This window comes from Frigoribacterium sp. ME-P-080, from assembly GCF_030209595.1.
Classification (GTDB): Bacteria; Actinomycetota; Actinomycetes; order Actinomycetales; family Microbacteriaceae; genus Frigoribacterium.
The window spans coordinates 163,366-188,383 of sequence record NZ_JARVRR010000002.1 but is presented as its reverse complement, the minus strand read 5'-3'; the positions used below and the strand labels follow the sequence as shown (position 1 = coordinate 188,383).

35 protein-coding genes are annotated in these 25,018 nt (G+C 67.7%); all 35 read right to left on the bottom strand.

Annotated features, from left to right (window positions below):
- Positions 1-44: 44 nt before the first annotated feature.
- The 35 genes from rplO to QRN23_RS02260 all read right to left on the bottom strand — a co-directional run bounded on the left by rplO (position 45) and on the right by QRN23_RS02260 (position 24,939).
- Complete coding sequence (rplO, locus tag QRN23_RS02430) at positions 45-680, bottom strand: 50S ribosomal protein L15 (RefSeq protein ID WP_082460060.1); 636 nt, start codon at positions 678-680, stop codon at positions 45-47.
- Positions 680-865, bottom strand: coding sequence for a 50S ribosomal protein L30 (gene rpmD / locus QRN23_RS02425; protein ID WP_043593338.1), 186 nt, complete (start codon positions 863-865; stop codon positions 680-682). The genes rplO and rpmD overlap by 1 nt, the downstream gene beginning before the upstream one ends.
- Entirely contained in the window at positions 865-1,605 is a 741-nt protein-coding gene (gene rpsE / locus QRN23_RS02420) for a 30S ribosomal protein S5 (protein ID WP_043593339.1), read from the bottom strand. The genes rpmD and rpsE overlap by 1 nt, the downstream gene beginning before the upstream one ends.
- Positions 1,602-1,973: a 50S ribosomal protein L18 gene (gene rplR, locus QRN23_RS02415; protein ID WP_043593341.1), complete on the bottom strand. Its 372-nt coding sequence runs from the start codon at positions 1,971-1,973 to the stop codon at positions 1,602-1,604. The genes rpsE and rplR overlap by 4 nt, the downstream gene beginning before the upstream one ends.
- Before the next feature lie 2 nt (positions 1,974-1,975).
- A complete protein-coding gene (gene rplF, locus QRN23_RS02410; RefSeq protein WP_043593343.1) occupies positions 1,976-2,512 on the bottom strand; it encodes a 50S ribosomal protein L6 in 537 nt (178 codons plus the stop codon).
- A 6-nt stretch (positions 2,513-2,518) separates the two neighbouring features.
- On the bottom strand, positions 2,519-2,917 hold the full coding sequence (rpsH, locus tag QRN23_RS02405; protein ID WP_043593344.1) for a 30S ribosomal protein S8: 399 nt from the start codon (positions 2,915-2,917) through the stop codon (positions 2,519-2,521).
- Positions 2,918-3,058: 141 nt separating this feature from the next.
- Positions 3,059-3,646 carry a 50S ribosomal protein L5 gene (rplE, locus tag QRN23_RS02400; protein ID WP_043593346.1) on the bottom strand — a complete coding sequence of 196 codons (588 nt, stop codon included), beginning with the start codon at positions 3,644-3,646 and terminating at the stop codon, positions 3,059-3,061.
- Positions 3,646-4,005, bottom strand: a complete 360-nt coding sequence (rplX, locus tag QRN23_RS02395) for a 50S ribosomal protein L24 (protein WP_043593348.1) — start codon at positions 4,003-4,005, stop codon at positions 3,646-3,648. The genes rplE and rplX overlap by 1 nt, the downstream gene beginning before the upstream one ends.
- Positions 4,006-4,008: 3 nt before the next feature.
- Complete coding sequence (rplN, locus tag QRN23_RS02390) at positions 4,009-4,377, bottom strand: 50S ribosomal protein L14 (RefSeq protein WP_043593350.1); 369 nt, start codon at positions 4,375-4,377, stop codon at positions 4,009-4,011.
- 34 nt (positions 4,378-4,411) lie between these two features.
- Positions 4,412-4,708 (bottom strand): 30S ribosomal protein S17, encoded by a 297-nt coding sequence (gene rpsQ / locus QRN23_RS02385; RefSeq protein ID WP_056043557.1) that lies wholly within the window; start codon positions 4,706-4,708, stop codon positions 4,412-4,414.
- Positions 4,708-5,031, bottom strand: coding sequence for a 50S ribosomal protein L29 (rpmC, locus tag QRN23_RS02380; RefSeq protein WP_054145424.1), 324 nt, complete (start codon positions 5,029-5,031; stop codon positions 4,708-4,710). Before rpmC ends, rpsQ begins: the two co-directional genes overlap by 1 nt.
- A complete protein-coding gene (gene rplP / locus QRN23_RS02375) occupies positions 5,031-5,450 on the bottom strand; it encodes a 50S ribosomal protein L16 (RefSeq protein ID WP_043593355.1) in 420 nt (139 codons plus the stop codon). The genes rpmC and rplP overlap by 1 nt, the downstream gene beginning before the upstream one ends.
- 2 nt (positions 5,451-5,452) lie before the next feature.
- Complete coding sequence (rpsC, locus tag QRN23_RS02370) at positions 5,453-6,232, bottom strand: 30S ribosomal protein S3 (protein WP_043593357.1); 780 nt, start codon at positions 6,230-6,232, stop codon at positions 5,453-5,455.
- Entirely contained in the window at positions 6,232-6,624 is a 393-nt protein-coding gene (gene rplV, locus QRN23_RS02365; protein ID WP_043593358.1) for a 50S ribosomal protein L22, read from the bottom strand. The genes rpsC and rplV overlap by 1 nt, the downstream gene beginning before the upstream one ends.
- 25 nt (positions 6,625-6,649) lie before the next feature.
- Positions 6,650-6,931, bottom strand: a complete 282-nt coding sequence (gene rpsS / locus QRN23_RS02360) for a 30S ribosomal protein S19 (RefSeq protein WP_043593360.1) — start codon at positions 6,929-6,931, stop codon at positions 6,650-6,652.
- A 12-nt stretch (positions 6,932-6,943) separates the two neighbouring features.
- Positions 6,944-7,783, bottom strand: coding sequence for a 50S ribosomal protein L2 (gene rplB / locus QRN23_RS02355; RefSeq protein WP_056043560.1), 840 nt, complete (start codon positions 7,781-7,783; stop codon positions 6,944-6,946).
- A gap of 18 nt (positions 7,784-7,801) precedes the next feature.
- Entirely contained in the window at positions 7,802-8,101 is a 300-nt protein-coding gene (gene rplW / locus QRN23_RS02350) for a 50S ribosomal protein L23 (RefSeq protein WP_043593363.1), read from the bottom strand.
- Positions 8,098-8,760 carry a 50S ribosomal protein L4 gene (gene rplD, locus QRN23_RS02345; RefSeq protein ID WP_043593365.1) on the bottom strand — a complete coding sequence of 221 codons (663 nt, stop codon included), beginning with the start codon at positions 8,758-8,760 and terminating at the stop codon, positions 8,098-8,100. The genes rplW and rplD overlap by 4 nt, the downstream gene beginning before the upstream one ends.
- A gap of 3 nt (positions 8,761-8,763) precedes the next feature.
- Positions 8,764-9,414, bottom strand: a complete 651-nt coding sequence (gene rplC / locus QRN23_RS02340) for a 50S ribosomal protein L3 (RefSeq protein WP_173154863.1) — start codon at positions 9,412-9,414, stop codon at positions 8,764-8,766.
- A 16-nt stretch (positions 9,415-9,430) separates the two neighbouring features.
- Positions 9,431-9,739: a 30S ribosomal protein S10 gene (gene rpsJ / locus QRN23_RS02335; RefSeq protein ID WP_043593369.1), complete on the bottom strand. Its 309-nt coding sequence runs from the start codon at positions 9,737-9,739 to the stop codon at positions 9,431-9,433.
- Positions 9,740-10,136: 397 nt separating this feature from the next.
- Positions 10,137-10,976 carry a DarT ssDNA thymidine ADP-ribosyltransferase family protein gene (locus QRN23_RS02330; RefSeq protein WP_285062344.1) on the bottom strand — a complete coding sequence of 280 codons (840 nt, stop codon included), beginning with the start codon at positions 10,974-10,976 and terminating at the stop codon, positions 10,137-10,139.
- A 103-nt stretch (positions 10,977-11,079) separates the two neighbouring features.
- Positions 11,080-12,072, bottom strand: a complete 993-nt coding sequence (locus QRN23_RS02325) for a DNA topoisomerase IB (RefSeq protein ID WP_159827815.1) — start codon at positions 12,070-12,072, stop codon at positions 11,080-11,082.
- Positions 12,073-12,158: 86 nt separating this feature from the next.
- The gene (locus QRN23_RS02320; protein WP_056043574.1) at positions 12,159-12,371 is read right to left on the bottom strand and encodes an Rv0909 family putative TA system antitoxin; all 213 of its coding nucleotides are present in this window, start codon (positions 12,369-12,371) and stop codon (positions 12,159-12,161) included.
- 125 nt (positions 12,372-12,496) lie between these two features.
- Positions 12,497-13,687 (bottom strand): elongation factor Tu, encoded by a 1,191-nt coding sequence (tuf, locus tag QRN23_RS02315; RefSeq protein WP_043593375.1) that lies wholly within the window; start codon positions 13,685-13,687, stop codon positions 12,497-12,499.
- A 129-nt stretch (positions 13,688-13,816) separates the two neighbouring features.
- Positions 13,817-15,931 carry an elongation factor G gene (gene fusA, locus QRN23_RS02310; protein WP_056043577.1) on the bottom strand — a complete coding sequence of 705 codons (2,115 nt, stop codon included), beginning with the start codon at positions 15,929-15,931 and terminating at the stop codon, positions 13,817-13,819.
- Between the two features lie 87 nt (positions 15,932-16,018).
- A complete protein-coding gene (gene rpsG, locus QRN23_RS02305; RefSeq protein WP_043593378.1) occupies positions 16,019-16,489 on the bottom strand; it encodes a 30S ribosomal protein S7 in 471 nt (156 codons plus the stop codon).
- A complete protein-coding gene (rpsL, locus tag QRN23_RS02300; protein WP_056043579.1) occupies positions 16,489-16,863 on the bottom strand; it encodes a 30S ribosomal protein S12 in 375 nt (124 codons plus the stop codon). Before rpsL ends, rpsG begins: the two co-directional genes overlap by 1 nt.
- 209 nt (positions 16,864-17,072) lie before the next feature.
- Positions 17,073-17,648: a DUF6121 family protein gene (locus QRN23_RS02295; RefSeq protein WP_285062337.1), complete on the bottom strand. Its 576-nt coding sequence runs from the start codon at positions 17,646-17,648 to the stop codon at positions 17,073-17,075.
- Positions 17,649-17,707: 59 nt separating this feature from the next.
- Positions 17,708-18,490, bottom strand: a complete 783-nt coding sequence (locus tag QRN23_RS02290) for a hypothetical protein (RefSeq protein ID WP_173153457.1) — start codon at positions 18,488-18,490, stop codon at positions 17,708-17,710.
- Entirely contained in the window at positions 18,487-19,149 is a 663-nt protein-coding gene (locus tag QRN23_RS02285; protein WP_200412391.1) for a hypothetical protein, read from the bottom strand. The genes QRN23_RS02290 and QRN23_RS02285 overlap by 4 nt, the downstream gene beginning before the upstream one ends.
- Positions 19,146-20,195, bottom strand: a complete 1,050-nt coding sequence (gene pilM / locus QRN23_RS02280; protein WP_159827822.1) for a type IV pilus assembly protein PilM — start codon at positions 20,193-20,195, stop codon at positions 19,146-19,148. Before pilM ends, QRN23_RS02285 begins: the two co-directional genes overlap by 4 nt.
- A 28-nt stretch (positions 20,196-20,223) precedes the next feature.
- Entirely contained in the window at positions 20,224-21,063 is an 840-nt protein-coding gene (locus QRN23_RS02275; protein ID WP_285062334.1) for a prepilin peptidase, read from the bottom strand.
- Positions 21,060-22,841: a hypothetical protein gene (locus tag QRN23_RS02270; RefSeq protein WP_285062333.1), complete on the bottom strand. Its 1,782-nt coding sequence runs from the start codon at positions 22,839-22,841 to the stop codon at positions 21,060-21,062. Before QRN23_RS02270 ends, QRN23_RS02275 begins: the two co-directional genes overlap by 4 nt.
- The gene (locus tag QRN23_RS02265) at positions 22,838-23,527 is read right to left on the bottom strand and encodes a PulJ/GspJ family protein (RefSeq protein WP_173153463.1); all 690 of its coding nucleotides are present in this window, start codon (positions 23,525-23,527) and stop codon (positions 22,838-22,840) included. The genes QRN23_RS02270 and QRN23_RS02265 overlap by 4 nt, the downstream gene beginning before the upstream one ends.
- Positions 23,524-24,939 carry a type IV pilus modification PilV family protein gene (locus QRN23_RS02260; protein WP_285062332.1) on the bottom strand — a complete coding sequence of 472 codons (1,416 nt, stop codon included), beginning with the start codon at positions 24,937-24,939 and terminating at the stop codon, positions 23,524-23,526. Before QRN23_RS02260 ends, QRN23_RS02265 begins: the two co-directional genes overlap by 4 nt.
- Positions 24,940-25,018: the final 79 nt, after the last annotated feature.

Here is a 25,018-nt window from a genome sequence, read left to right as displayed (position 1 = left end):
GACTGATGGGGGTGGCCCTGGCGGACCACCCCCTCAGGTGATTTTTACTTGCTGACGGACCCGCCGGCGGCGACGATCTTGTCCTCGGCGGAGCCGGAGACCTTGTCGACCGCGACGGTGAGCTTGACGCTCAGGTCGCCCTGTCCGAGGACCTTGACCTTCTCGTTCTTCCGAACGGCACCCTTGGCGACGAGGTCACCGACGGTGACGTCACCACCCTGCGGGTAGAGCTCGTTCAGCTTCTCGAGGTTGACCACCTGGTACTCGACGCGGAACGGGTTCTTGAACCCGCGCAGCTTCGGAGTACGCATGTGGAGCGGCATCTGGCCACCCTCGAATCCGACCTTGACCTGGTACCGGGCCTTCTGACCCTTGGTGCCACGACCGGCCGTCTTACCCTTCGAACCCTCACCACGGCCGACGCGCGTCTTCGCCTTCTTGGCACCGGGAGCCGGACGAAGGTGGTGCACCTTGAGCACCTGGGGACGCGCGACGTCGTCGGAGGACGTCGTCGAGGCGGGAGCGGCCTTGGTGGTCGAACCCGTCGAAGCAGCGGCCTTGTCGGCTGCGGGCTTCTTGGCGGCAGCCTTGGGAGCTGCTGCCTTGGTGGTCGTCGCCTTGGGGGCGGCGGCCTTCTTCGGGGCGGCCTTCGCGGCGGCCTCGTTCTTCTCGTCAGCCATTAGTCAATCTCCTCGACCTTCACGAGGTGGGCGACCGTGTTGACGTAGCCGCGGTTCTGCTTGGTGTCCTCGCGAACGACCGACTGGCCGATGCGCTTGAGGCCCAGGCTCCGCAGCGTGTCACGCTGGTTCTGCTTCTCGCTGATTACGGACTTGATCTGGGTCACCTTGAGGTTGGCGGCCATCAGGCACCTGCCTTCTCGGTCGCGGCGGTACGGGCTGCCTGCTCGGCACGGACCATGAAGGCCGGCATGACAGCGTCGATGTCGAGTCCACGACGGGCGGCGACGGCACGCGGCTCTTCGAGCTGCTGCAACGCCTCGACCGTGGCGTGGACGATGTTGATCGTGTTCGACGAACCGAGCGACTTGCTCAGGACGTCGTGCACGCCGGCGCACTCGAGCACGGCGCGGACGGGACCACCGGCGATGACACCGGTACCGGCCGAGGCCGGACGCAGCATGACGACGCCTGCAGCGGCTTCACCCTGCACGGGGTGCGGGATCGTGTTGCCGATGCGCGGGACGCGGAAGAAGTTCTTCTTTGCCTCTTCGACGCCCTTGCTGATGGCCGTGGGGACCTCTCGGGCCTTGCCGTAGCCGACACCGACCAGTCCGTTGCCGTCACCGACGACGACGAGTGCGGTGAAGCTGAAGCGACGACCGCCCTTGACGACCTTCGACACGCGGTTGATCGTGACGACGCGCTCCAGGAACTGGCTCTTGTCGTCACGGTCGCCGCGTCCGCGGCCACCCTGGTTGCGGTCACCGCGACCCTGGCCGCCACGGCGGTCGGTGCGACCACCCTCGCGGTTGTTCGACTCCGAGCCGGCAGCGGTCTCGACGGGACGCTCGACGACGGCCTCAGCCGGTGCCTTGGTCGCTTCGGTCTCTGCGGGGGGAGTGGTGTTCGTAGCGTCGCTCACAGGTTCAAACCAGCCTCTCGGGCGCCTTCGGCGATGGCCGCGACGCGTCCGGCGTACTTGTTGCCGCCGCGATCGAACACGACGGCCTCGATGCCCGCAGCCTTCGCACGCTCGGCGACGAGCTCGCCGACCTTGCGGGACTTCGCGGTCTTGTCACCGTCGAACGTACGCAGGTCGGCCTCGAGGGTCGATGCGCTGGCGACGGTGAAGCCCTTGCTGTCGTCGACGACCTGCACGAACACGTGCCGGGCCGAACGGGTGACGACGAGACGGGGGCGCTCTTCGGTGCCCACGACCTTCTTGCGCAGGCGGGTGTGACGGCGCTTGGTGGCAGCCGACTTGCTTTTTCCTCGTGTACCGAGACCCATGATTACTTACCTGACTTTCCGGCCTTGCGGCGGACGACCTCGCCGGCGTAGCGGACACCCTTGCCCTTGTAGGGCTCGGGCTTGCGCAGCTTGCGGATGTTGGCAGCCATCTCGCCGACGGCCTGCTTGTCGATCCCGACGACGGTGAGCTTGTTGTTGCCCTCGACCGTGAAGCTGATGCCCGCGGGCGGCTCGACGGTGATGGGGTGCGAGTAGCCCAGGGCGAACTCGACGTTCGAGCCCTTGGCCTGGACGCGGTAACCGGTTCCGACGACTTCGAGGCCCTTGGTGTAGCCCTCGGTGACGCCGATGATCTGGTTGGCGATCAGGGTGCGCGTGAGGCCGTGGAGCGAACGCGACTCGCGCTCGTCGTCCGGACGGGTCACGACGACCGTGCCTTCTTCGATCTTGGCTTCGATGGGGCTCTTGACGACGAGCGACAGCTCACCCTTGGGGCCCTTGACGCTGACGGCCTGGCCGTCGATCTTCACGTCGACCCCGGCAGGGATCGAGATGGGGAGTCTTCCGATTCGGGACATGACGAGTTACCACACGTAGGCGAGGACTTCTCCGCCTACGCCCTTCTTCTGGGCCTCACGGTCGGTCAACAGACCGGAGGAAGTCGACAGGATGGCGACACCGAGGCCACCGAGCACCTGGGGGATCTCGGTCGACTTGGCGTAGACGCGGAGGCCGGGCTTCGACACGCGCTTGATGCCCTTGATGGAGCGCTCACGGGCGGGGCCGTACTTGAGGTCGATCGTGAGGGTCTGGCCGACGCGGGCGTCTTCGACCTTCCACGACTCGATGAAACCCTCGCGCTTGAGGATCTCGGCGATGTGGGACTTGAGCTTGCTGCTCGGGAGCGACACGGTCTCGTGGAAAGCCGAGTTCGCGTTGCGCAGTCTGGTCAGCAGGTCTGCGACCGGATCTGTCATCGTCATGCGGTTTGTCACTTTCTCGTCCGGTTTCGACATCCGGTACACCGGGTGCCGACCTGGGCGATCGATTGGTCGACAAGCGGTTCTCGTCGACCTCAGGGGAACGGCCGGCAACTCTACGAGAGAGTTGCCGACCGGACGATCTTAGTTGGCCGAGTCGGCCGAACGGAACGGGAACCCGAGCGCCTTGAGCAGCGCGCGACCCTCGTCGTCGTTCTTGGCGGTCGTGACGACGGTGATGTCGAAGCCACGGACGCGGTCGATGCGGTCCTGGTCGATCTCGTGGAACATGCTCTGCTCGTTGAGACCGAAGGTGTAGTTGCCGTTTCCGTCGAACTGGCGGTCGCTCAGACCGCGGAAGTCACGGATGCGGGGCAGCGCCAGCGACAGCAGTCGGTCGAGGAACTCCCAGGCGCGGTCACCGCGGAGCGTGACGTGGGCACCGATCGGCTGACCCTCGCGCAGCTTGAACTGCGCGATGGACTTGCGTGCCTTGGTGACCTGGGGCTTCTGGCCCGTGATGGCCGTCAGGTCCTTGATGGCACCGTCGATGATCTTGCTGTCGCGTGCGGCCTCACCGACACCGGTGTTGACGACGATCTTCACGAGCCCGGGCACCTGGTGCACGTTCGTGAAACCGAAGTCGGACTTCAGCTGCTCGATGATCTCGGCGCGGTACTTGGCCTTCAGCCGCGGGAGGGCCGTGGCGGCCTGCGTGGTGGTGTCGGTCATCAGAGGTTCTCACCAGACTTCTTGGCGTAACGGACGCGAACGGTCTTGGACACGCCGTCCTTGGTGACCGTCTCTTCGCGGAAGCCGACGCGGGTGGGCTTCTTGGTCTTGGGGTCGACGACGGCGACGTTGGACACGTGGATCGGAGCCTCGTGCGTCTCGATGCCACCGGTCTTGGAACCACGCTGGGTCTGGCCGACGCGCACGTGCTTGGTCACGAAGTTGACGCCTTCGACGACCACGCGGTTGCGCTCGACGAGCACCTCGAGGACCTTGCCCTGCTTGCCGCGGTCTCCGCCGCGGGCCTGCGAGGCACCGGTGATGACCTGCACGAGGTCACCCTTCTTGATGTTTGCCATGACTTAGATAACCTCCGGCGCCAGCGAGATGATCTTCATGAACTTCTTGTCGCGGAGTTCGCGACCGACCGGTCCGAAGATGCGGGTTCCGCGGGGGTCTCCGTCGGCCTTCAGGATCACTGCGGCGTTCTCGTCGAACTTGATGTAAGAGCCGTCCGGACGACGGACCTCTTTCTTGGTGCGGACGATGACGGCCTTGACGACGTCACCCTTCTTCACGTTGCCACCGGGGATGGCGTCCTTCACCGTGGCGACGATGACGTCACCCAGGCCGGCGTAACGACGGCCGGAGCCACCGAGCACGCGGATGGTGAGGATCTCTTTTGCCCCGGTGTTGTCGGCGATCTTGAGGCGGGATTCTTGCTGAATCACTTGTGTCTCCTTCTACGCAAGCAGGCCGCGAGGCCTACTTCGCCTTCTCGAGGATCTCGACCAGGCGCCAGCGCTTGGAGGCGCTGAGCGGACGGGTCTCGCTGATCACGACGAGGTCGCCGACGCCGGCCGAGTTGGCCTCGTCGTGGACCTTGACCTTGGACGTGCGGCGGATGACCTTGCCGTACAGGGGGTGCTTCACGCGGTCCTCGACCTCGACGACGATGGTCTTCTCCATCTTGTCGCTGGTCACGTAGCCGCGACGCGTCTTGCGGTAGCCGCGGACCTCGACGGCAGCCGAGTCGACCTCGGTCTTGTTCTCGGTGGCCATTACTTGCTCTCCTCGGCGGTCTCGTCAGCCGTCTCGGCCGGCTTGTCAGCCTTCTTGGTCGACTTCTTGGCGGCCTTGGGGGCCGCCTCGACCGGGGCGGGGGTGGCACGGATGCCGAGCTCGCGCTCACGCAGGACCGTGTAGATGCGAGCGATGTCGCGCTTCACGGCACGCAGGCGGCCGTGGCTCTCGAGCTGGCCGGTGGCCGACTGGAAGCGGAGGTTGAAGAGTTCTTCCTTCGCCTTCTTCAGCTCATCGACGAGACGCTCGTCTTCGAATGTGTCGAGCTCGACAGGACGGAGCTCCTTGGAACCGATCGCCATTATGCGTCGCCCTCCTCGCGCTTGATGATGCGTGCCTTGAGGGGCAGCTTGTGGATTGCGCGAGTGAGTGCCTCTTTGGCGATCTCCTCGCTCACGCCGCTGAGCTCGAAGAGCACGCGACCCGGCTTGACGTTCGCGACCCACCACTCGGGCGAGCCCTTACCGGAACCCATGCGGGTCTCGGCGGGCTTCTTCGTGAGGGGACGGTCGGGGTAGATGTTGATCCACACCTTTCCGCCACGCTTGATGTGACGCGTCATGGCGATACGAGCGGACTCGATCTGACGGTTGGTCACGTAAGCGGGCGTGAGGGCCTGGATGCCGTACTCACCGAAGCTGACCTTGGTGCCACCAGTGGCCTGGCCGCTACGGCCGGGGTGGTGCTGCTTGCGGTGCTTGACACGACGGGGGATAAGCATGGTTACGCCTCAGCTCCTGTGGTGGCGGGTGCCTTCTGCTCGCGGGGAGCGCGGTCGCCCCCGCCGCGGCGGGCGCCGTCACGGTCGTTGCGGCGCTCGGGGCGAGACGACTTCTGGTTCGCCTGCTCGCGCGCGAGCTCCTTGTTGGTGATGTCGCCCTTGTAGATCCAGACCTTGACACCGATGCGACCGAAGGTGGTCTTGGCCTCGTAGAAGCCGTAGTCGATGTTGGCGCGGAGCGTGTGCAGGGGGACGCGGCCCTCGCGGTAGAACTCCGAGCGGCTCATCTCGGCGCCGCCGAGACGGCCCGACACCTGGATGCGGACACCCTTGGCACCGGCACGCTGGGCGCCCTGGAGCCCCTTGCGCATCGCACGACGGAACGCCACGCGAGCAGCGAGCTGCTCGGCGATGCCCTGGGCGACGAGCTGGGCCTCGGCCTCGGGGTTCTTCACCTCGAGGATGTTGAGCTGGATCTGCTTGCTCGTGAGCTTCTCGAGGTCGCCGCGGATGCGCTCGGCCTCGGCGCCACGACGACCGATCACGATGCCCGGACGGGCCGTGTGGATGTCGACGCGGACGCGGTCACGGGTGCGCTCGATCTCGATCTTCGCCACGCCGGCGCGGTCGAGCGAGGTCTTCAGCAGGGTGCGGATCTTGACGTCCTCGGCGACGTAGTCGCTGTAACGCTGTCCCGGCTTCGTGCTGTCGGTGAACCACCGCGACACGTGGTCGGTGGTGATGCCCAGACGGAAGCCGTACGGGTTGACTTTCTGGCCCATTACTTGCTCGCCTTCTTCGTAGCGTCGGCAGCCTCGACCTCATCAGGCGTCGAGAGGACGATCGTGATGTGGCTGGTGCGCTTCAGGATCTTGAAGGCGCGGCCCTGTGCACGCGGCTGGAACCGCTTGAGGGTGGCGCCCTGGTCGACGAATGCACGACTGATGTACAGGTCCTGCTCGTCGAGGTAGCTGTTCGAGGCGTCCGCCTTCACCCGGGCGTTGGCCATGGCCGACGCGACGAGCTTGTAGACGGGCTCGCTGGCGCCCTGAGGTGCGAACTTCAGGATCGCCAGAGCCTCGGCGGCCTGCTTGCCGCGGATCAGGTTGACGACACGACGGGCCTTCATGGGGGTGACGCGGATGTGACGCACGCGTGCGATCGACTCCACCATTTCTCTCCTCCTTCACGTCGCCGCGTTAGCGGCGACGACCCTTCTTGTCGTCCTTCACGTGACCACGGAAGGTGCGGGTGGGCGCGAACTCACCGAGCTTGTGGCCGATCATGCTCTCGGTCACGAACACGGGGATGTGCTTGCGTCCGTCGTGCACGGCGATGGTGTGCCCAAGCATGTTGGGGACGATCATCGAACGGCGCGACCAGGTCTTGATGACGTTCTTGGTGCTGGCCTCGTTCTGCGAGACGACCTTGCGAAGCAGGTGGTCGTCAACGAAGGGGCCCTTCTTAAGACTGCGTGGCATCTTCTACAACTCCTACTTACGCTTCTTGCCAGCGTTACGACGACGGACGATGAGCTTGTCGCTCTCTTTGTTGGGGTGACGCGTGCGGCCCTCTTTCTGGCCCCACGGGCTGACCGGGTGGCGTCCACCGGAGGTCTTGCCCTCACCACCACCGTGCGGGTGGTCGACGGGGTTCATGGCGACACCACGCACGGTCGGGCGGACGCCCTTCCAGCGCATGCGGCCGGCCTTGCCCCAGTTGATGTTCGACTGCTCGGCGTTGCCGACCTCGCCGATCGTGGCGCGGCAGCGGGCGTCGACGTTGCGGACCTCGCCCGACGGCAGACGGAGCTGCGCGTAGGGGCCGTCCTTGGCGACGAGACGCACCGAGGCACCGGCCGAGCGGGCCATCTTCGCGCCTCCACCGGGCTTGAGCTCGATGGCGTGGATGACGGTACCGACCGGGATGTTCTTGAGCGGCAGGTTGTTTCCGGGCTTGATGTCGGCGCCGGCACCCGACTCGACGACGTCGCCCTGCTTCAGCTTGTTCGGCGCGATGATGTACCGCTTGGTGCCGTCCACGAAGTGCAGGAGCGCGATGCGAGCCGTGCGGTTGGGGTCGTACTCGATGTGAGCGACCTTGGCGTTGACGCCGTCCTTGTCGTTGCGACGGAAGTCGATGACGCGGTACTGGCGCTTGTGGCCACCACCGATGTGACGGGTCGTGATGCGGCCGGCGTTGTTACGGCCACCGGACTTCGAGAGCGGGCGCAGCAGCGACTTCTCGGGCGTCGAACGCGTGATCTCCGCGAAGTCGGCGACCGACGAACCGCGGCGACCCGGGGTCGTGGGCTTGTAGTTACGAATTGCCATGATTTATGCCTCTGCTCCCTAGCCGACAGCCGTGAAGATGTCGATGGAACCGGACTTCAGCGTGACGATGGCGCGCTTGGTGTCCTTGCGCTTGCCGGTGCCGAAGCGGGTGCGACGGGTCTTGCCCGTTCGGTTGAGCGTGTTGATGCTGTCGACCTTGACGTCGAAGATCTTCTCGATGGCGAGCTTGATCTCGGTCTTGTTCGAACGCGGGTCCACGAGGAAGGTGTACTTGCCCTGGTCGATCAGGGAGTAGCTCTTCTCGGAGACGACGGGCGCGATGATGACGTCGCGGGGGTCTTTTCCGTAGCCGCTCATGCGGTGGCCTCCTTCTTGGTCTTCGAGGCGACGAAGCCGTCGAAGGCGCTCTTCGTGAAGACGATGTCGTCGCTGACGAGGACGTCGTAGGCGTTCAGCTGGTCGAACGTGATCACGTGGACCGTGGGCACGTTGCGGACGCTCTTGAGGGTCAGCGTGTCGTCGCGGTCGGTGACGATCAGGACGTGCTTGCTCGAGGCGATCGACGCGAGCAGCTCGAGAGCGACCTTGGTCGAGATCGAGTCGGCGACGAAGCTCTCGACGACGTGGACGCGGGCGCCACGAGCGCGGTCGGACAAAGCACCGAGCAGGGCTGCGGCGATCATCTTCTTGGGGGTGCGCTGGGCGTAGTCGCGGGGCTGCGGGCCGTGGACGATGCCACCGCCGGTCATCTGAGGAGCGCGGATCGAACCCTGACGGGCGCGGCCGGTGCCCTTCTGCTTGAACGGCTTGCGACCGGCGCCGGAGACCTCGCCGCGACGCTTGGTCTTGTGCGTGCCCTGACGTGCGGCGGCCTGCTGGGCGACGACGACCTGGTGGATGAGCGGGACGTTCGTGACGACGTCGAAGAGCTCGACGGGGAGCTCGACCGTGCTGGTCTTCTGGCCCTTGGCGTCGACGACGTCGACCGAAGCGGCCGATGCGGTAGTGGTGGCCATGAGCTACTTCCCCTTCACGGCGGTGCGGACGAAAACGATGCGGCCACGAGCACCGGGGACGGCGCCCTTGACGAGCAGCAGACCCTTCTCGGCGTCGACGGCGTGCACCGTGAGGTTGAGGATGGTGACGCGCTCGCCACCCATGCGACCGGCCATGCGCATGCCCTTGAAGACACGGCTGGGGGTCGAGGAGGCACCGATCGAACCGGGCTTGCGGTGGTTGCGGTGCGCACCGTGCGAGGCGCTGACGCCCTTGAAGTTGTGACGCTTCATGACACCGGCGAAGCCCTTGCCCTTGGACGTTCCGACGACGTCGACCTTCTGGCCGGCTTCGAAGGTGTCGACCGTGAGCTCCTGGCCGAGTGCGTACTCGGCGGCGTCGGCGGTGCGGACCTCGGTGAGGTGGCGACGGGGGGTGACGCCCGCGGCGTCGAAGTGACCCGTGGAGGGCTTGTTCGACTTGCGGGGGTCGATCTGGCCGGCCGCGATCTGGACGGCGGTGTAGCCGTCCTTCTCGAGCGAGCGGACCTGGGTCACGACGTTCGGGGCGATCTCGACGACGGTGACGGGGACGAGCTTGTTGTTCTCGTCCCAGACCTGGGTCATGCCGAGCTTCTTGCCGAGCAGGCCCTTGACGTTCTTGGTGGTGCTGATGGTCATGGTCGCCCCCCTACAGCTTGATCTCGATGTTGACGTCGGCAGGCAGGTCGAGACGCATGAGCGAGTCGACGGCCTTCGGCGTCGGGTCGACGATGTCGATGAGGCGCTTGTGCGTGCGCTTCTCGAAGTGCTCGCGCGAGTCCTTGTACTTGTGGGGCGAACGGATCACGACGACCACGTTCTTCTCGGTCGGGAGCGGCACGGGGCCGACGACCGTAGCGCCCGCGCGGGTGACCGTGTCGACGATCTTGCGCGCGGAAGTGTCGATGACCTCGTGGTCGTACGACTTAAGTCGGATGCGGATCTTCTGTCCCGCCATGTGTGACTCTCTCTCGTTCGGACGTCGCGCACCTCGGGGGCCGCCTGACGCTGTTCGCTGGGCGAACATCTGTTGGCACTACGTGTCTCTCGCGTACCGCTGTTCTTGTGTCAATCCATCTGCCGAAACCGGCCGGTGCCCGCGAGGAAGGACCCGGGGAGGGCCATCTTCGCCACCGCCACCCGCACCCGGGGCTTCGCCCCGGCACACCGCGACCTGAGGTCACGGCGGTGGTTTCGTTGTGAGATGCGTCCTGCTACCCGCGGCCCAGACGCCTTGCGTCTGTGCACTGCCTGGCAGTGATCCGACACCCGGCGCAGAGGCCAGGCTCGAAATGTTGAACTAGACGATTTTGCCACACGCCTGCATTTGCTGCAACCCGGGCGTGTCGCGGATGTCAGACGGCTTCGACGACCGGTGCAGGCCGGAACCACGGCGGGTAGACGGCGACGCGCGGCGCCTCGGCTCCCAGCCCGGCGAGCGTCTCCTTCACGGCGTCGCGGACCTTGTCGTTCGGGACGCCGACGAGCGTCACCGAGGAGAAGGGCACGGAACCGGGCACGAGCACTTCTGGAGCGAGCAGGTCGGGGTCCTTGAGGCTGAACCGCCGCACCATCGACGATGCGTCGTCGAGCCCTGCGGCCGCACGCACGCCCTCGACGGCCGCGTCACCCTCGGTCACGACGAAGTCGTCGCCGAGCGAGGCGACGGGAACGACGAGCATGACGAAATCGATGGCACGGGCCTCACGTGCCGCATCAGACCACTCGTAGCCCTCGGCTCCGGTACGGACGGCGTCCCAGGCGGTCGCATGAGGCGACAGGGAGAACGGCACGTGCGCAGCGACGGGCTGACCCGACGCGGTCGTGACGGAGGCGCGGAGGGCCCGCGTCGCCTCGGAGCTGACGTCGAGCACGGGAGTCGCGCCGGCCTGCAGCGCGCCGGCCTCGAGGATGCCGGGCAGGTTGGACACGTGCGTCCAGTGGTAGGCACGCTGGGTCGAGAACTCGGGGACGGGTGTGGCGGCCGCCTGCGCGGCCACGGCGACGGCGGCCGAGTCACGGGCGAGTGCGGGCGTGCTGCGCAGCGACTCGGGCTTGCGGTTGGAGGGGCGGCGGCGGGTGGTGACCGACCGTGCGGCGGTCGAGGGCATGCCGTCGGCGACGCCCTCGCGCTTGCGGGGAGCGCAGATGTCGCACAACTCTCGCTCGAATCCGTGGATGCACTCGTCAGTCACTGCAGTTGTTCCTCTCGGGCGACCCGAACGGGACGCGACCCTCTAGGTTACGTCACGACGCGCACCGTTCGCAGACCGCGGACCACCTCGGGTGTGCGACGGCTCAGCGGAACAGCAATGCCCGGACCTCGGATTCGGCCGCGTGCAGGCGGGCCGGATCGATGGTCTCCCCGTGCCGGTACGCATCGACCAGTCGGGGATCGACGTACGACGACTTCGCGATGGCCGGGGTGTTGCCGAGCACGGCGGCGGCGTCCCGCATCGCCTGGGCGAGGGACTTCGACTGCCGGGAGGCCGACGCCTGCGGCCCGGAGCGGGCCAGGCTGACGGCGGCGGCGACGGTGCCGTGCAGGGTGCGGAAGTCCTTGGCGGTGAACTCGTCGCCGGCCCGCTCCTTGACGTAGTCGTTGATCTCGGTCGCTCGTAGCGGGTGCCAGGCCGCGCGCGCCTCCCCCGCTCCCCCGCCGTCGGCCTTCCAGGCGAGCAACCGGGCCCGCCCGCCCCGCCGCTTGAGGCTGCGGACGACGGCGGCGAGGTCGGCGTCGCGGATCTCGGAGTCCCAGTCCTGGCCGCTCTTGCCGGGGAACGCCAGCGACACCGTGTCGCCGGAGACGGTCGCGTGCGCACAGAGCAGGGTCGACAACCCGTGGCTGCCGTGCTCTTGCGCGTAGCGCTCGGAGCCCACCCGGAGGGAGCCCGTGTCGAGCATGCGGAAGGCGGCGGCCAGGACCCGCTCACGGCCGGCCCCCTGGACGCGCAGGTCGTGCGTCACGAATCGACGCGCGGTCGGCAGCGACTCGGCGAGGGCGAGTGCCCGGTCGAACTTGATGCGGTCCTTCTGCTCACGCCACGTCGGGTGGTAGATGTACTGACGCCGACCCGCGGCGTCCACTCCCGTGGCCTGGATGTGGCCGTTCTCGTAAGGGGAGATCCAGACGTCGGTCCAGGCCGGTGGGATGGCGAGGTGCTCGATGCGGGCCCGCAGCTCGGCGTCGGCGACGGCGGTCCCGTCGGCCGTCCGGTACGAGAACCCTCGTCCTGCCCGGACCCGCGTCAGCCCGGGTCGGCTCGAATCGGTCCTCCGGAGGCGCGGCATCGGTCGAGTGAACACCGCACGTCGTCGAGGGGCCTGGGCGGGGTACAGCGAAGCCCCCGCTCGACGGCGGGGGCATCGCTCGCGCCTTACTGGTTGCCCAGCTTCTTGTCGGCCTGCTCCTTGGCCTGCTGGATCTTGTCGGCGTGCTTGCCGCCGGTGGCCTTGTCGGCCGCGGAGGCGACCGCGTCGAGGATGTTGTCGCTGACACCCTCGGCCTTCTCGCTCTTGAGCGCCTCCTGGACCTTTCCGTCCTTGAGGAAGGCCTGGGCCTTCTTGGTGATGTCGTCGAAACCTGCCATGACGTCCTCCCGTCGGCGCCGGTCCGTCCGGCGTCTCCCCCATCGTGCCCTGCTGACGCGAAAGAGGCCAGGCCCCGAAGGGCCTGACCTCTCTCGTCAGATCAGCAGTTCTGCGTGAACAGGACTTACTTGTTGATCTTGGTGACCGTACCGGCACCGACCGTGCGACCACCCTCACGGATGGCGAAGCGCAGACCGGCTTCCATGGCGATCGGCTGGATCAGCTGGACGCTGATCTCGGTCGTGTCGCCGGGCATGACCATCTCGGTGCCCTCGGGCAGCGTGATGACACCCGTGACGTCGGTGGTGCGGAAGTAGAACTGCGGACGGTAGTTCGCGTAGAACGGGTTGTGACGCCCACCCTCGTCCTTCGACAGGATGTAGACGTTCGCCTCGAACTCGGTGTGCGGCGTGACCGAACCGGGCTTGACGACGACCTGGCCGCGCTCGACGTCCTCGCGCTTGGTGCCGCGGAGGAGGAGACCGGTGTTGTCGCCGGCCTGAGCCGAGTCGAGCAGCTTGCGGAACATCTCGATGCCGGTGACGGTGGTCTTGACGGTCGGGCGGATGCCGACGATCTCGACCTCTTCGTTGACGTTGAGCTGACCGCGCTCGACACGACCGGTGACGACGGTGCCACGACCGGTGATCGTGAAGACGTCCTCGATGGGCATGAGGAAGGGCTGGTCGGTGGCGCGAACGGGCTCGGGCACGTTCTCATCGACGGCGTTCATCAGCTCGGCGACCGTCTCGGCCCACTTCTCGTCACCCTCGAGGGCCTTGAGAGCGGAGACCTGGACGATCGGGGCGTTGTCGCCGTCGAACTCCTGGCTCGAGAGGAGCTCGCGGACCTCGAGCTCGACGAGCTCCATGATCTCTTCGTCATCGACCATGTCGGCCTTGTTCAGCGCGACGACGATGTAGGGCACGCCGACCTGGCGGGCGAGCAGGACGTGCTCACGCGTCTGGGGCATGGGACCGTCGGTGGCGGCGACGACGAGGATCGCGCCGTCCATCTGAGCCGCACCGGTGATCATGTTCTTGACGTAGTCGGCGTGGCCGGGAGCGTCGACGTGAGCGTAGTGGCGCTTCTCGGTCTGGTACTCGACGTGCGAGATGTTGATCGTGATGCCGCGCTGCTTCTCTTCAGGCGAGTTGTCGATCTGGTCGAACGCCGACGCCGTGTTGAGGGTGGGGTACTTGTCGTGCAGGACCTTGGTGATCGCCGCGGTGAGCGTGGTCTTGCCGTGGTCGACGTGACCGATGGTTCCGATGTTGACGTGCGGCTTGGTCCGCTCGAACTTGGCCTTAGCCACTGTGGGTCCTCCTCAGGACTCGGTTGCAGTGCGGCCCGGGGGCCGGGTCGATGACCCGGCCTACCGGTCGCCCTGCGGATTGGTGTGTGTACATGTTACGCGGTCGTCGGACGACCACGCGGTTCAGGACTATTCGCCCTTGTTCTTCTGGATGATCTCTTCGGCGACGGCCGAGGGCACCTCTTGGTACGACTCGAACGTCATCGAGTAGACGGCCCGGCCCGAGGTCTTCGACCGCAGGTCTCCGACGTAACCGAACATCTCCGACAGCGGCACGCTGGCCCGAACGACCTTCACACCACTGGCGTCTTCCATCGACGAGATCTGCCCGCGTCGCGAGCTGAGGTCGCCGATGACGTCGCCCATGTATTCCTCGGGCGTACGGACCTCGACCGCCATGAGCGGCTCGAGGAGAACGGGCTGGGCCTTGCGAGCCGCCTCTTTGTAGGCGATCGACCCAGCGATCTTGAACGCCATCTCGGACGAGTCGACGTCGTGCGCCGCACCGTCGAGCAGCAGCGCGCGGACGCCCACCGTCGGGTAGCCGGCGAGCACGCCGACCTGCATGGCGTCCTGGATGCCGGCATCGACCGAGGGGATGTACTCGCGGGGGATGCGGCCACCGGTGACCTTGTTGACGAACTCGTAGGTCGACTCGGCCGTGACCTCGAAGGGCTCGAGAGCGATCTGCACCTTGGCGAACTGACCCGAACCACCGGTCTGCTTCTTGTGGGTGTAGTCGTAGCGCTCGATGCCCTTCTTGAGGGTCTCGCGGTACGCGACCTGGGGCTTGCCCACGTTGGCCTCGACGTTGAACTCGCGCTTCATGCGGTCGACCAGGATGTCGAGGTGGAGCTCGCCCATGCCCTTGATGACCGTCTGGCCCGTCTCGGCGTTGAGCTCGACGCGGAACGTCGGGTCTTCTTCGGCGAGCTTCTGGATGGCCAGCGACAGCTTCTCTTGGTCGGCCTTGGTCTTCGGCTCGATCGCGACCTCGATGACGGGCTCGGGGAACGTCATCGACTCGAGGACGATCTGCTCGGACGGGTCGCAGAGGGTGTCACCCGTGGTGGTGAACTTGAGCCCGATGACGGCGTAGATGTGACCGGCGGTCACGCTGTCGACGGGGTTCTCCTTGTTCGAGTGCATCTGGAAGATCTTGCCGATGCGCTCTTTCTTGTCCTTGGTCGAGTTGATGACCTGGGCGCCGGACTCGATGGAGCCCGAGTAGACGCGGACGTAGGTGAGACGACCGAAGAAGGGGTGCACCGCGACCTTGAAGGCGAGAGCCGAGAAGGGCTCGGTCGACTCGGGCTTGCGGATGATGATCTTCTCGGCGTCGCGGACGTCGTGGCCCTCCATGGGAGGCACGTCGAGCGGCGAGGGCAGGTAGTCGATGACCGCGTCGAGCATGGGCTGCACGCCGCGGTTCTTGAAGGCCGAACCACAGAAGATCGGGTAGAGCTCGGAGTTGACCGTCATCTTGCGGACGGCGCCCTTGATCTCGGCGATCGTGAGCTCTTCGCCACCGAAGTACTTCTCGAGCAGCACGTCGTCGGACTCGGCGACGGTCTCGAGGAGCTTGGCGCGGTACTCCGCCGCCTTCTCCTTGAGGTCTTCGGGGATCTCTTCGATCTCGTACTTCGCACCCAGCTCGACGTCACCCTTGGCGTCACCACGCCACGTGAGGGCACGCATCTCGACCAGGTCGACGACGCCCTCGAAGGAGCTCTCGGCACCGATCGGGAGCTGCATCACCAGCGGCTTGGCGCCGAGGCGGTTGATGATCGTGTCGACCGTGAAGTAGAAGTCGGCACCGAGCTTGTCCATCTTGTTGACGAAGCAGATGCGCGGCACGTCGTACTTGTCGGCCTGACGCCACACGGTCTCGGACTGGGGCTCGACGCCCTCTTTTCCGTCGAAGACGGCGACGGCACCGTCGAGCACGCGGAGCGAACGCTCGACCTCGACCGTGAAGTCGACGTGTCCCGGGGTGTCGATGATGTTGATCTGGTTCTTGTTCCAGAAGCAGGTCGTCGCCGCCGAGGTGATCGTGATGCCACGCTCTTGCTCTTGCGCCATCCAGTCCATGGTGGCCGCACCGTCGTGCACCTCACCGATCTTGTGGGTGATGCCCGTGTAGTACAGGATGCGCTCGGTGGTCGTCGTCTTGCCAGCATCGATGTGCGCCATGATGCCGATGTTGCGGACCTTGTTCAGGTCGGTGAGCACGTCCTGTGCCACAGGTTCCTCCGAAGGGGTAGGTGGGGAAGTTGGGGGGACGAGGAGGTGCGGTGCGCGTCGTGCGCACACCGCGCCTCCTCGTGCCGGTTACCAGCGGTAGTGCGCGAAGGCCTTGTTCGACTCGGCCATCTTGTGAGTGTCTTCGCGACGCTTCACAGCGGCGCCCAGACCGTTCGACGCGTCGAGGATCTCGTTCATGAGACGCTCGGTCATCGTCTTCTCGCGACGGGCCTTGGCGTAGCTGGTGAGCCAGCGGAGGGCCAGGGTGTTGGCGCGGTGGGGCTTGACCTCGACGGGGACCTGGTAGGTCGAACCGCCGACGCGACGCGAGCGGACCTCGAGCGTGGGGCGCACGTTGTCGAGCGCCTTCTTCAGCGTGGCCACTGCATCTTGGTCGTTCTTGGCGGTGACGCCGGCGAGAGCACCGTAGACGATGCGCTCGGCGAGGCCCTTCTTGCCGTCGAGGAGGATCTTGTTGACGAGCTGGCTGACGATCGGCGCACCGTAGACCGGGTCGGCGACGACAGGGCGCTTGGGAGCGGGTCCTTTACGAGGCATTACTTCTTCTCTGCTTTCGCTCCGTAGCGGCTGCGGGCCTGCTTGCGGTTCTTGACGGCCTGGGTGTCGAGCGCGCCACGGACGATCTTGTAGCGCACGCCGGGGAGGTCTTTCACACGACCGCCGCGGACGAGCACCATCGAGTGCTCCTGCAGGTTGTGGCCCTCGCCGGGGATGTAGGCGGTGACCTCGGTGCCGTTGGAGAGCTTGACGCGGGCGACCTTGCGGAGCGCCGAGTTCGGCTTCTTGGGGGTGGTGGTGTACACACGGGTGCACACGCCACGCTGCTGGGGGTTGGCCTTCAGGGCGGGGGCCTTGGTCTTGACGACCTTCGGCGTGCGTCCCTTGCGGACCAGCTGCTGAATAGTTGGCACTGGTTCTCCTCATCGGATCTCGACGCTGCCCTTGCGAACACGCCGAGTCGCGCTGCTCTCGCATCGCTCTGCTCTGTCCGGCTGATCAGCCGGCATCCTCGTCTCGGTGATCGAGACGGTCTGCCCGTCTCGGCCGCGAGGTCGAGGGGGCTTTTATTCGGGCGCGCGGTCAGGCGCACACCCGAAAGAGCTTATCTTGAGGTAGGGCCTTAATCAAATGGTCGAGGGTCGGAACGCCCCGGGTCGATGCGCGACACCGCCAGCGTGCCCCCGACCACGAGCCCGGCGCAGACCGCCGAACCGATCACGAACGGCGACACGGCGTACCGGGCGGCGAAGAGCAGCACCCAGACGATCTCTTCTCGCACGAGGCCGTAGACGACTCCCCCGACGGCGAGCATCGACACGTAGACGAGCGCGGCCGTGAGGAGCGCGGCGACGAGGAGGTGCGGTCCGGGCCCGCGAGGGCCGGCCACCTCGTCACCGGTGACGGAGCGGGACCCACCCGCGCCGGCCGGGCGGGCGAACACGACGGGCTGGGCGGGGAACGTGCCCCGCACCTCCGGAGCCCTGTCGTCGCGGGCGTCGGAGACCGCCGCCGACCGCAGCAGCGACAGCAACACCACGAACACGGCGGCGGCGACCATCAACGGGCCGAGCAGGGTGCCGGCGTCGGGTTCGTCGATCGGGTCGCGGTCGAGGAGCAGCGCCTCGAACCCCGCCACCATGATGACGAGCGCACCGAAGAGGACGGTGCCCATGACGGCGTAGACGGCTCGGGACATCTTTCGAGGCTACGCGCCCGCGGGCGTGCCGGGGGCCCGCGGGTGCGGGGGGCGCGCGGCTACTCGCCCGCGGCCGTGTCCGAGCTCGCGTCGTCGGCGCCCTCGGCCGTGGTGGCGGGGGTCTCGGCGGCCTGGTCGGCCTGGGTGGCGGCGGCGTCCTGGAGGACGTAGACGAGGCCGCCGACGGTCCACTGGTCGGGGACGCCGGTCGCGTCGCCGGCCTCGGAGCTGCCGGTGCTGGCGAACGTCGTCACGAGGAAGAGCCGCGACCCGCCCTGCAGCTTCGACAGGAAGTCGCGGGCCTGGGCGTAGCTGCCCTGGATGCTGACCGTGATCGGGATCGACGAGAAGTTCGTCGCGGTGACGAGCGGGTCGGTGACGAGCTCGGGTGCGGTGGGCGCGGCCGGGGCGGTGGCGGCCGGGGCGGTCCCGGCCGCGTCGGATGCCGCCGCGTCGGTCGCGGCGGGGGCGGCGACGTCCGTGGTCGTCGGCTCGTAGGCCGTCGCGTCGGACGAGGTGAACCCCGTCACGGTCGTGCCCGAGGCCCCGGCCAGCTGGTCGAGTTCGGTCAGGAACGACGACAGTGCGGCCTGGGACGGCACGGACGTGTCGAGCGTCGCCAGCTCGGACTTCAGGTCGGGGAGCTTGGCGTTGTCGGCCTCGAGGGTCGCGAGGCTCTCGCGCAGGGTCTCGTTCTGCGCCTCGACGCTCTGCTGTTGCGACTCGGCGGACGAAGCGGCGACGAGTTGGGGCTGCACCCCCACCAAGAATCCGAGGGCCAGCACCACGACGCCGGTCAGGGCGGCGGCGATCAGCATCATCCGGTTGCGGTCCATGGTCACTCGCCAGCCTTCTGGTCGAAGCGGCCCGAGAAGGCGTCCGCCGTGATGTGCATCGTGATGTCCGCCTTGTAGACGCCTTCCTCGAGGGTCACCGAGCCCGGCTGGGCGTCGGCGAAGCCGGGGAGGGTCGCGAGCCCGTTCAGCCAGTCGGGCACGGACGGCAGGGTCGGGCTCGACGCCTGGAACGTGAGGGTCGCCACCCGCGAACCCTGCAACGGCGCCGTGGGCTGCGTGTACTGGACGAGCGGCGAGGCCTGGTCGAGCGAGACGCTGACGATGGTCACGCCGACGGGCAGGGTGCCCTGGACCTTCTCGAGGTAGGTCGGCCAGTCGATGTCGGTCGAACCGCCGACCTTCTGGGCGGCCTCGACCAGGTCGAGCTGCCCCTGCGTGGTCTTGAGGTCCGCGTACTTCGTCTGCGACATGAGCAGCGACTGGGTCTCGCCCTGGGCGGTCATCAACCCGTCCTCGGCCTGCATGCGTTGGAGGAACGCCGCACCCGATCCGATCCCGACCACGACGGCGACCACGACGACGCCGGCCCAGACCCGACGGGTCAGGGCGGCGGCGCGACGCTCCGCGCGGACCTCGGGAGGCAGCAGGTCGACGCGGGGCGCGCCTCCCACGGTGATGCCGGTGTCTTTGCCGCGGGTTCTCATGCTGCGCTCCCCAGGGCCAGGCCGAGGGCCACGGTCAGGTCGGTCGAGCGCGACCGCAGGGCGGCCTCGTCGAGGTTCTTCGCGAAGCCCACCGTCGCGAACGGGTCGGCGAGGGCCACCGGCAGGCGGGTGACCTCGCTGAGCGCCTCGGGCAGGCCCGGCAGGGCCGCTCCCCCGCCGGCGATCATGATGCCCGCGACGGTCTCGGTCGGGCGGGTGTTGACGTAGTACTGGATCGTGTTGCGCAGGCTGCCGAGCAGCTCGTTGACGGACTCGAAGATGGCGGACGACGCGGCCTGCTCGTCGGGCGTCGTGACGGTGGTGGCGAGGCCACGGCCGAACTTGATGCCCTCGGCGACCTGGGTCGAGACCTCGAGCTTCGTCGCGACGGCCTGCGTGACGTCGTCGCCCCCCGAGGGGATGATGCGGACGAACTGCGGGACCCCGTCGGCGATCATGATCACCGAGGTCGTGCTGTGACCGATCTCGACCAGCGCGACCGTGCCCGCGATGCGCGGGCGGGTGACGAGGAGGCGCGTGTTCGAGAACGGGATCAGGTCGACCCCCAGCGTGGTCAGGCCGGCGAGCTTGCTCGCCTGGACGTTGCCGAGGACGGCGTCCTTGACCGCCGCGATCAGCAGCCCGTGGACGACGGGACCGTTCTCGCCGAGCCCCTCGGCGTACGGGTAGAAGTCGAGCAGGGCGTCGGCGACCGGGACGGGCAGCATGTCCTGCACCTGGAACGGAAGCATCTCGCGGATGCGCTTGTGCGACGCCTTGGGCACGGTCATGTCGCGCGCGAGCACCCGCTGGTTGCCCATGCCCAGCACGACGCGCTTGCTCTTGAAGCCCCCGGCCGACCACAGCTGCTTGAGCGTGCCGGCCATGGTCTGCGACTCGATCACCTCTCCGCGGCTCGCCGCACCGTCGGGCAGGGACACCTCGCTGAACCGGACGATGGTCGGCTTGGCCTTGTCGACGTCGGCGACCTCGACCGCGCGCACGAAGCGGCTGCCGATGTCGATGCCCACGATGTTCTTGCCCATCAGTTCTGCTCTCTGTCAGCTCGCCCGGTCATGCCAGGCCGAGGAGGGTGAGGTACGCCGTGGCGACGGTGCCGCCGGCGAAGACGCCGACCCAGGCGCCCGCGAGCATCCAGGGGCCGAAGGGGATGCCACCGGTGCGTTCGACGCGTCGGGTGACCAGGAGGACGACGGCGAACAGGCCGCCGAGCAGGAACGCCGCGAAGGCACCCACGGCGAACTCGCCCCAGCCGAGCCAGGCGAGGTACAGGCCGAGCACGCCGGCGAGCTTGACGTCGCCGAAGCCCATGCCACCCGGGTACGACAGGGCGGCGATCAGGTAGAAGGCGAAGAGGGAGGCCAGGCCGATGGCGGCGCGGACGAGCGCCGGCCAGTCCCCCACGAGGATGCTCGACGCCGCGAGGAGGACGCCCCCGACCGCGTAGGACGGCAGGACGATCGCGTCCGGCAGCCGGTGGTGTTCGAGGTCGATGACGGCGAGCGCGACGCTCACGCCGGCCAGCCAGAGGAAGGCGACGAGGGACAGGAGGCGCGCCACGAGCGGCAGCGCCTCGGTCGGCACGCCGACGAGCGGCCACAGGCGGGCGGCGACGAGCACGAAGAACAGGCCGGTGGCCAGCTCGACGATCGGGTACCGGGCCGAGATGGACGTGCGGCAGTCACGGCACTTCCCGCCGAGGGCGAGCCAGCTGACCACGGGAACGTTGTCGCGTCGACGGATCGGCGTGCTGCAGCCCGGGCAGGCGCTCGCGGGTCGCGCGACCGAGATGCCCGCGGGGACGCGGTACACCACGACGTTGAGGAACGACCCAATGAGCAGACCGAAGCCACCCGCCACGAGGACGGCGGTGATCCAGGGGGCCGCGATCACGAGGCGGCCCCGGTCGACGTGAAGGCGGCCTTGACCTCGGTCTGCGTGGTGACGCCGTACGAGGTCGTCACCGGGCTGAGGAACTTCGGCGGCGCGAGGTAGCGCAGGCGCGTGTCGTACGCGTAGGCCTTGATGTACCCGTTGGAGCCACTCCGGACGACGCCGCGGTACGCCTGCGAGATCGATCCCTTGATGGTCAGCGTGCCCCGGTCGCCACCGCGCCCGTAGTTCTGCACGAGGAACGAGTGCTGGACCGAGATGATCGCCGCGTCGATCTCGCGGTCACGGTCGCCGAGCATCGAACCGCCGAACGCGTTGACCGGGTTGTGCACCCAGGTCACGCCGTCGGAGGCCAGGCCGAGGATGTTCGTGCTCGCGTTCGTGGACGCGTAGGTGAGGTCGCCCGTGACGTAGAGGTAGTTCTTGGCCGCGATGGTCAGCTGCCCCTGGAAGGTGCCCTTCACGAAGGCGTCTCCGCTGCGGGCGCCGTAGGCGCAGGCCCCGGAGCCCGGACCACCGGCCGTGGTCGCCGTCGGCACGGACTCGCCGGCCAGGGGGTAGCCGACGTGGTTGTTGGAGCACGAGGTCTCGGTGAGGTCGCCCGTGGAGGCCCACGCGTTGACGTTGGACTTGCCCTTGCCTGACGCGGGGACCGGGATGTCCTGGACGTAGACCAGATTGTTCACGGGCACGGTGATGGTCGCGCCGGCGGCCGAGCCGAGCTGGCCCTTCCCGGTGCCCGGCAGGCCGCACTCGGCCGGTGCGCTGCCCTCGGTGGCCTCGGCGTTCGCGAGCTGCGTCATCTTCGTGTACGGCGACTTGACGGTCATCTTGCCGTCGGCGGTGAAGACGATGTCGGTCGGCCCGGTGTAGAGGCAGCCGGGGCGCGGGACCTCGGAGGGGATGTCGGTGCGGGTCTCGCGCACCTTGTCGTTGTTGGTGTCGGGCATCTGCACGGTCGCCACCTGGCCGGGGACGCCCTTGTCGAAGGTCTGACCCGAGCACGCGCTGTTGTTCGAGTCGACCTTGGCGTACGTGCGGCCGAGGGTCGGGTCGGCCGTGGTCACGACCTCCTTGAAGGTCGCCGAGCAGACGCGCATCGTGTCGTTGGAGTGCGCCGGGCCGTAGATGGTGTCGCCACCGCTGAACGCGATCTCGCCGCAGTCGTCCCCCTGGGTGCGTCCCTCCCAGGCGTGCTTGGTGCAGTCCGCGTTCGTGCTGCGGGTGAGCGTGGGGTCCTGGGACTCGATGTCGGTGAAGTACAGGTAGTCGATGAAGCCCTTCTGGCGCAGGTCGGCGATGACCGACCGCGTGGCCGAACCGACCTTGCCCGTCGAGCGGATGCGCAGGGCGCCCGACCCGACGTACTTCGAGTTGTCGACCTCGTAGCGGAACTGCGCGAGGTCGGCGCTGCCCGGCACCGAGGCCCACGAGCCCGACGGACCCGACCCGAACGCCTTGTTGGCCTGAGTGCCGGACGGCAGGGTCAGCTTGCTGGCGGTCGCCTTGCTGAACGGGGCGTCGGAGTCGCCGTACTGCTGGTAGCTGTTGTCGTTGGCGAGGCGGGACTGGTACTCCTCGACGCCGGCGTAGGCCGCGGCGAGGGCACCGTTGAAGTCCTGGTCGCCGTCGGCCTTCTTGAGCCCGCTCGTGGCCACGGTCAGTGCGGTGGCGGCCATGATGACGAGCACCATGCCGAAGATGAGGGTGATGGCCATGGCCATGCCGCTCTCGGCGGACGGGCCCGCCAGCCCGAGACGGGTGCGCAAGGAGGTCATGTGGTCGCCCCTCCGGCGAGGTTGGACAGCGAGACGGTGTTCTGCAGGGTGACCGCCTGGCTCGACATCGAGCTGGTCCGGTCGATGGTCAACGAGATGGTCACCGCGGCGATGGAAGGCAACTGCGACGCCGTGAGCGCACCCGAGGCGTCGGGGGTCAGCGTCTTGCCCGTGAAGTCGAGGTAGGTGAACAGCGGCGAACCGCTGCTCGCGGCCGTGACGACGGTGCCCCCGAGGGCGCGCTTGGTCGCCGGCGAGGTGAACTGCCAGAAGTCGGTCTGGAGGGGCGTGGCCACGACGGTCGAAGAACTGAGGGTGCGGTCGGCCTCGAGGCGGTAGGTCACGCGACGCGGCACCGTGGTCAGGGAGTCGGCGGTGTTCACGGCCGTCGTGAGGGTGAGGCTCTCGGTCGTCGCGAGCGTGAACGCCGACGCCTCGGTGCCCCCGGGCTGGGCGATCGTCCGGGCGGCCCGGATGGTCCGGCTGAGGTCGTTCAGGCCGTTCGAGGCGACGCGGGTGTTGGCGTCGATGAACCGGGCCTGGGCCGTGGCCTTCGTCAGCGAGACGAACGTCGTCGAGACGACGGTCAGGACGATGCCGAAGACCATGATGGCCACCAGGAGTTCGGCCAGGCTGATGCCGTCGTCACGGCGGGCCCGGGCGATCAGTCGCCGCAGCGCGGTCACTTGGCAGGCCTCGGGTCGAGTGTGACGACGTTCGCCGTGCCACCGCTGCCGCCGAAGACGGCGCCGATGATGCTGCCGATCAACCCGCTGATGGTCAGCGACCGGAGGTTCGAGGTCGACGTGCCCGAGCTGATCGCCCAGGTGCCGTAGGGCAGCGCGATCGTCACCTCGTTGGCCGACGTCTTGTTCTTGACCGTGAAGGTGTAGGTCTGGGAGGCGGCGCAGCCGGGGTCGCCGTTCAGCGCGGTGGTCGATCGGGCCTGGACGAGGGTGTCGCCGCTCGAGGCGAGCTTCACGGTCGTCACGCCCATCGGCAGCGGATAGGCAGCGGTCTTGTCCGACGCGGCGACGAAGGGCTGGCGTGTGGCCGTCTTGCCGGCGGCGTTGGCCGGCCACGCAGCCGGGTCGGGCGAGAGGCAGCTGCCGCCGGACGTGCCGGCGGGCAGGTAGGTGCCGGCGATCAACTGGTAGCCGGTCGTCAGGGGGAAGAGGTACGCGTCGCTCACCGGGCCGTTGAGCACGTACGGGTCGGGCCCGCCGAGGACGGTGGTCTTGAGGTCGTTCGGCAGGAGCACGGTGCCACCGGTGTAGTTCGAGGCGTAGCCGAGTTCGAAGTCGTCGCCGAGGTCGTAGGTGAACGAGACGCCGGCCGTGTCGCCCTTGACGACGACTGTGCCTGTCTTGACCGGTGCGGGCTGCTGCCGGGAGTCGCGGTACGGCGCGGCGTCGGCGCGCGAGACGGTCACCTTGTAGGAGCCCTCCAGCACCTTGATGGCGACGGCGCAGCCGTCGGCGTTGGTCGCCCCGGGCTTGGAGCCCGAGGTCAGCGCCTTGCCGGGGGCGTTCGATCCGGTGTCGGGCTCGACCGTGACCACGAGGCCCGGGACCGGGCCGCCCTTGGTGTCCTTGACGCCGATGACGATCGTGCCGGTGTCCTGGTCGTTCAGGCGGCTGTTGGGGGCCAGGATCGTGTCGCTGCGCACGGGAGCGGTCGTCTTCCGCATGCCCGACCAGGTCACCGCGACCTGGAGGCGCTTGTAGAACAGCGAACCGTTGCCCGACGACGCGGCCGGGGTGCAGGTCGCGTCCACGCCGGTGGTGGTGATCCAGGCGGCCGTCTGGACCACGGTGAACGTGGTGCCGTTGACGACGGTCGTCGTGGTGCCCGAGGCCACCGCGATCACGTCGGTCACGGCGCGGGCGACGTCGACGGCCTGGGCGGCGAGGTTGGTGGCGACCTCGCGGCTGCGGTTGTCGCTCGAGATCGTCAGCGTGGTGCCGACGGCGACGATCGAGCCGACCGTGATGATCGCGAAGACCAGGAGGGCGACCACCACCTCGACGATCGACAGGCCGGCGTCGCGGGCCTCGGGGTCGAGGGGGCGGAGACGGGCGCTGAGGCGCTGGAGCATGGTGGTTCACCTCCCGGTCGGGTCGAGGGCGTGGGTGTCCTCATGCAGCGAGGACGTTGGAAGAGGCGGGACGAGGGCC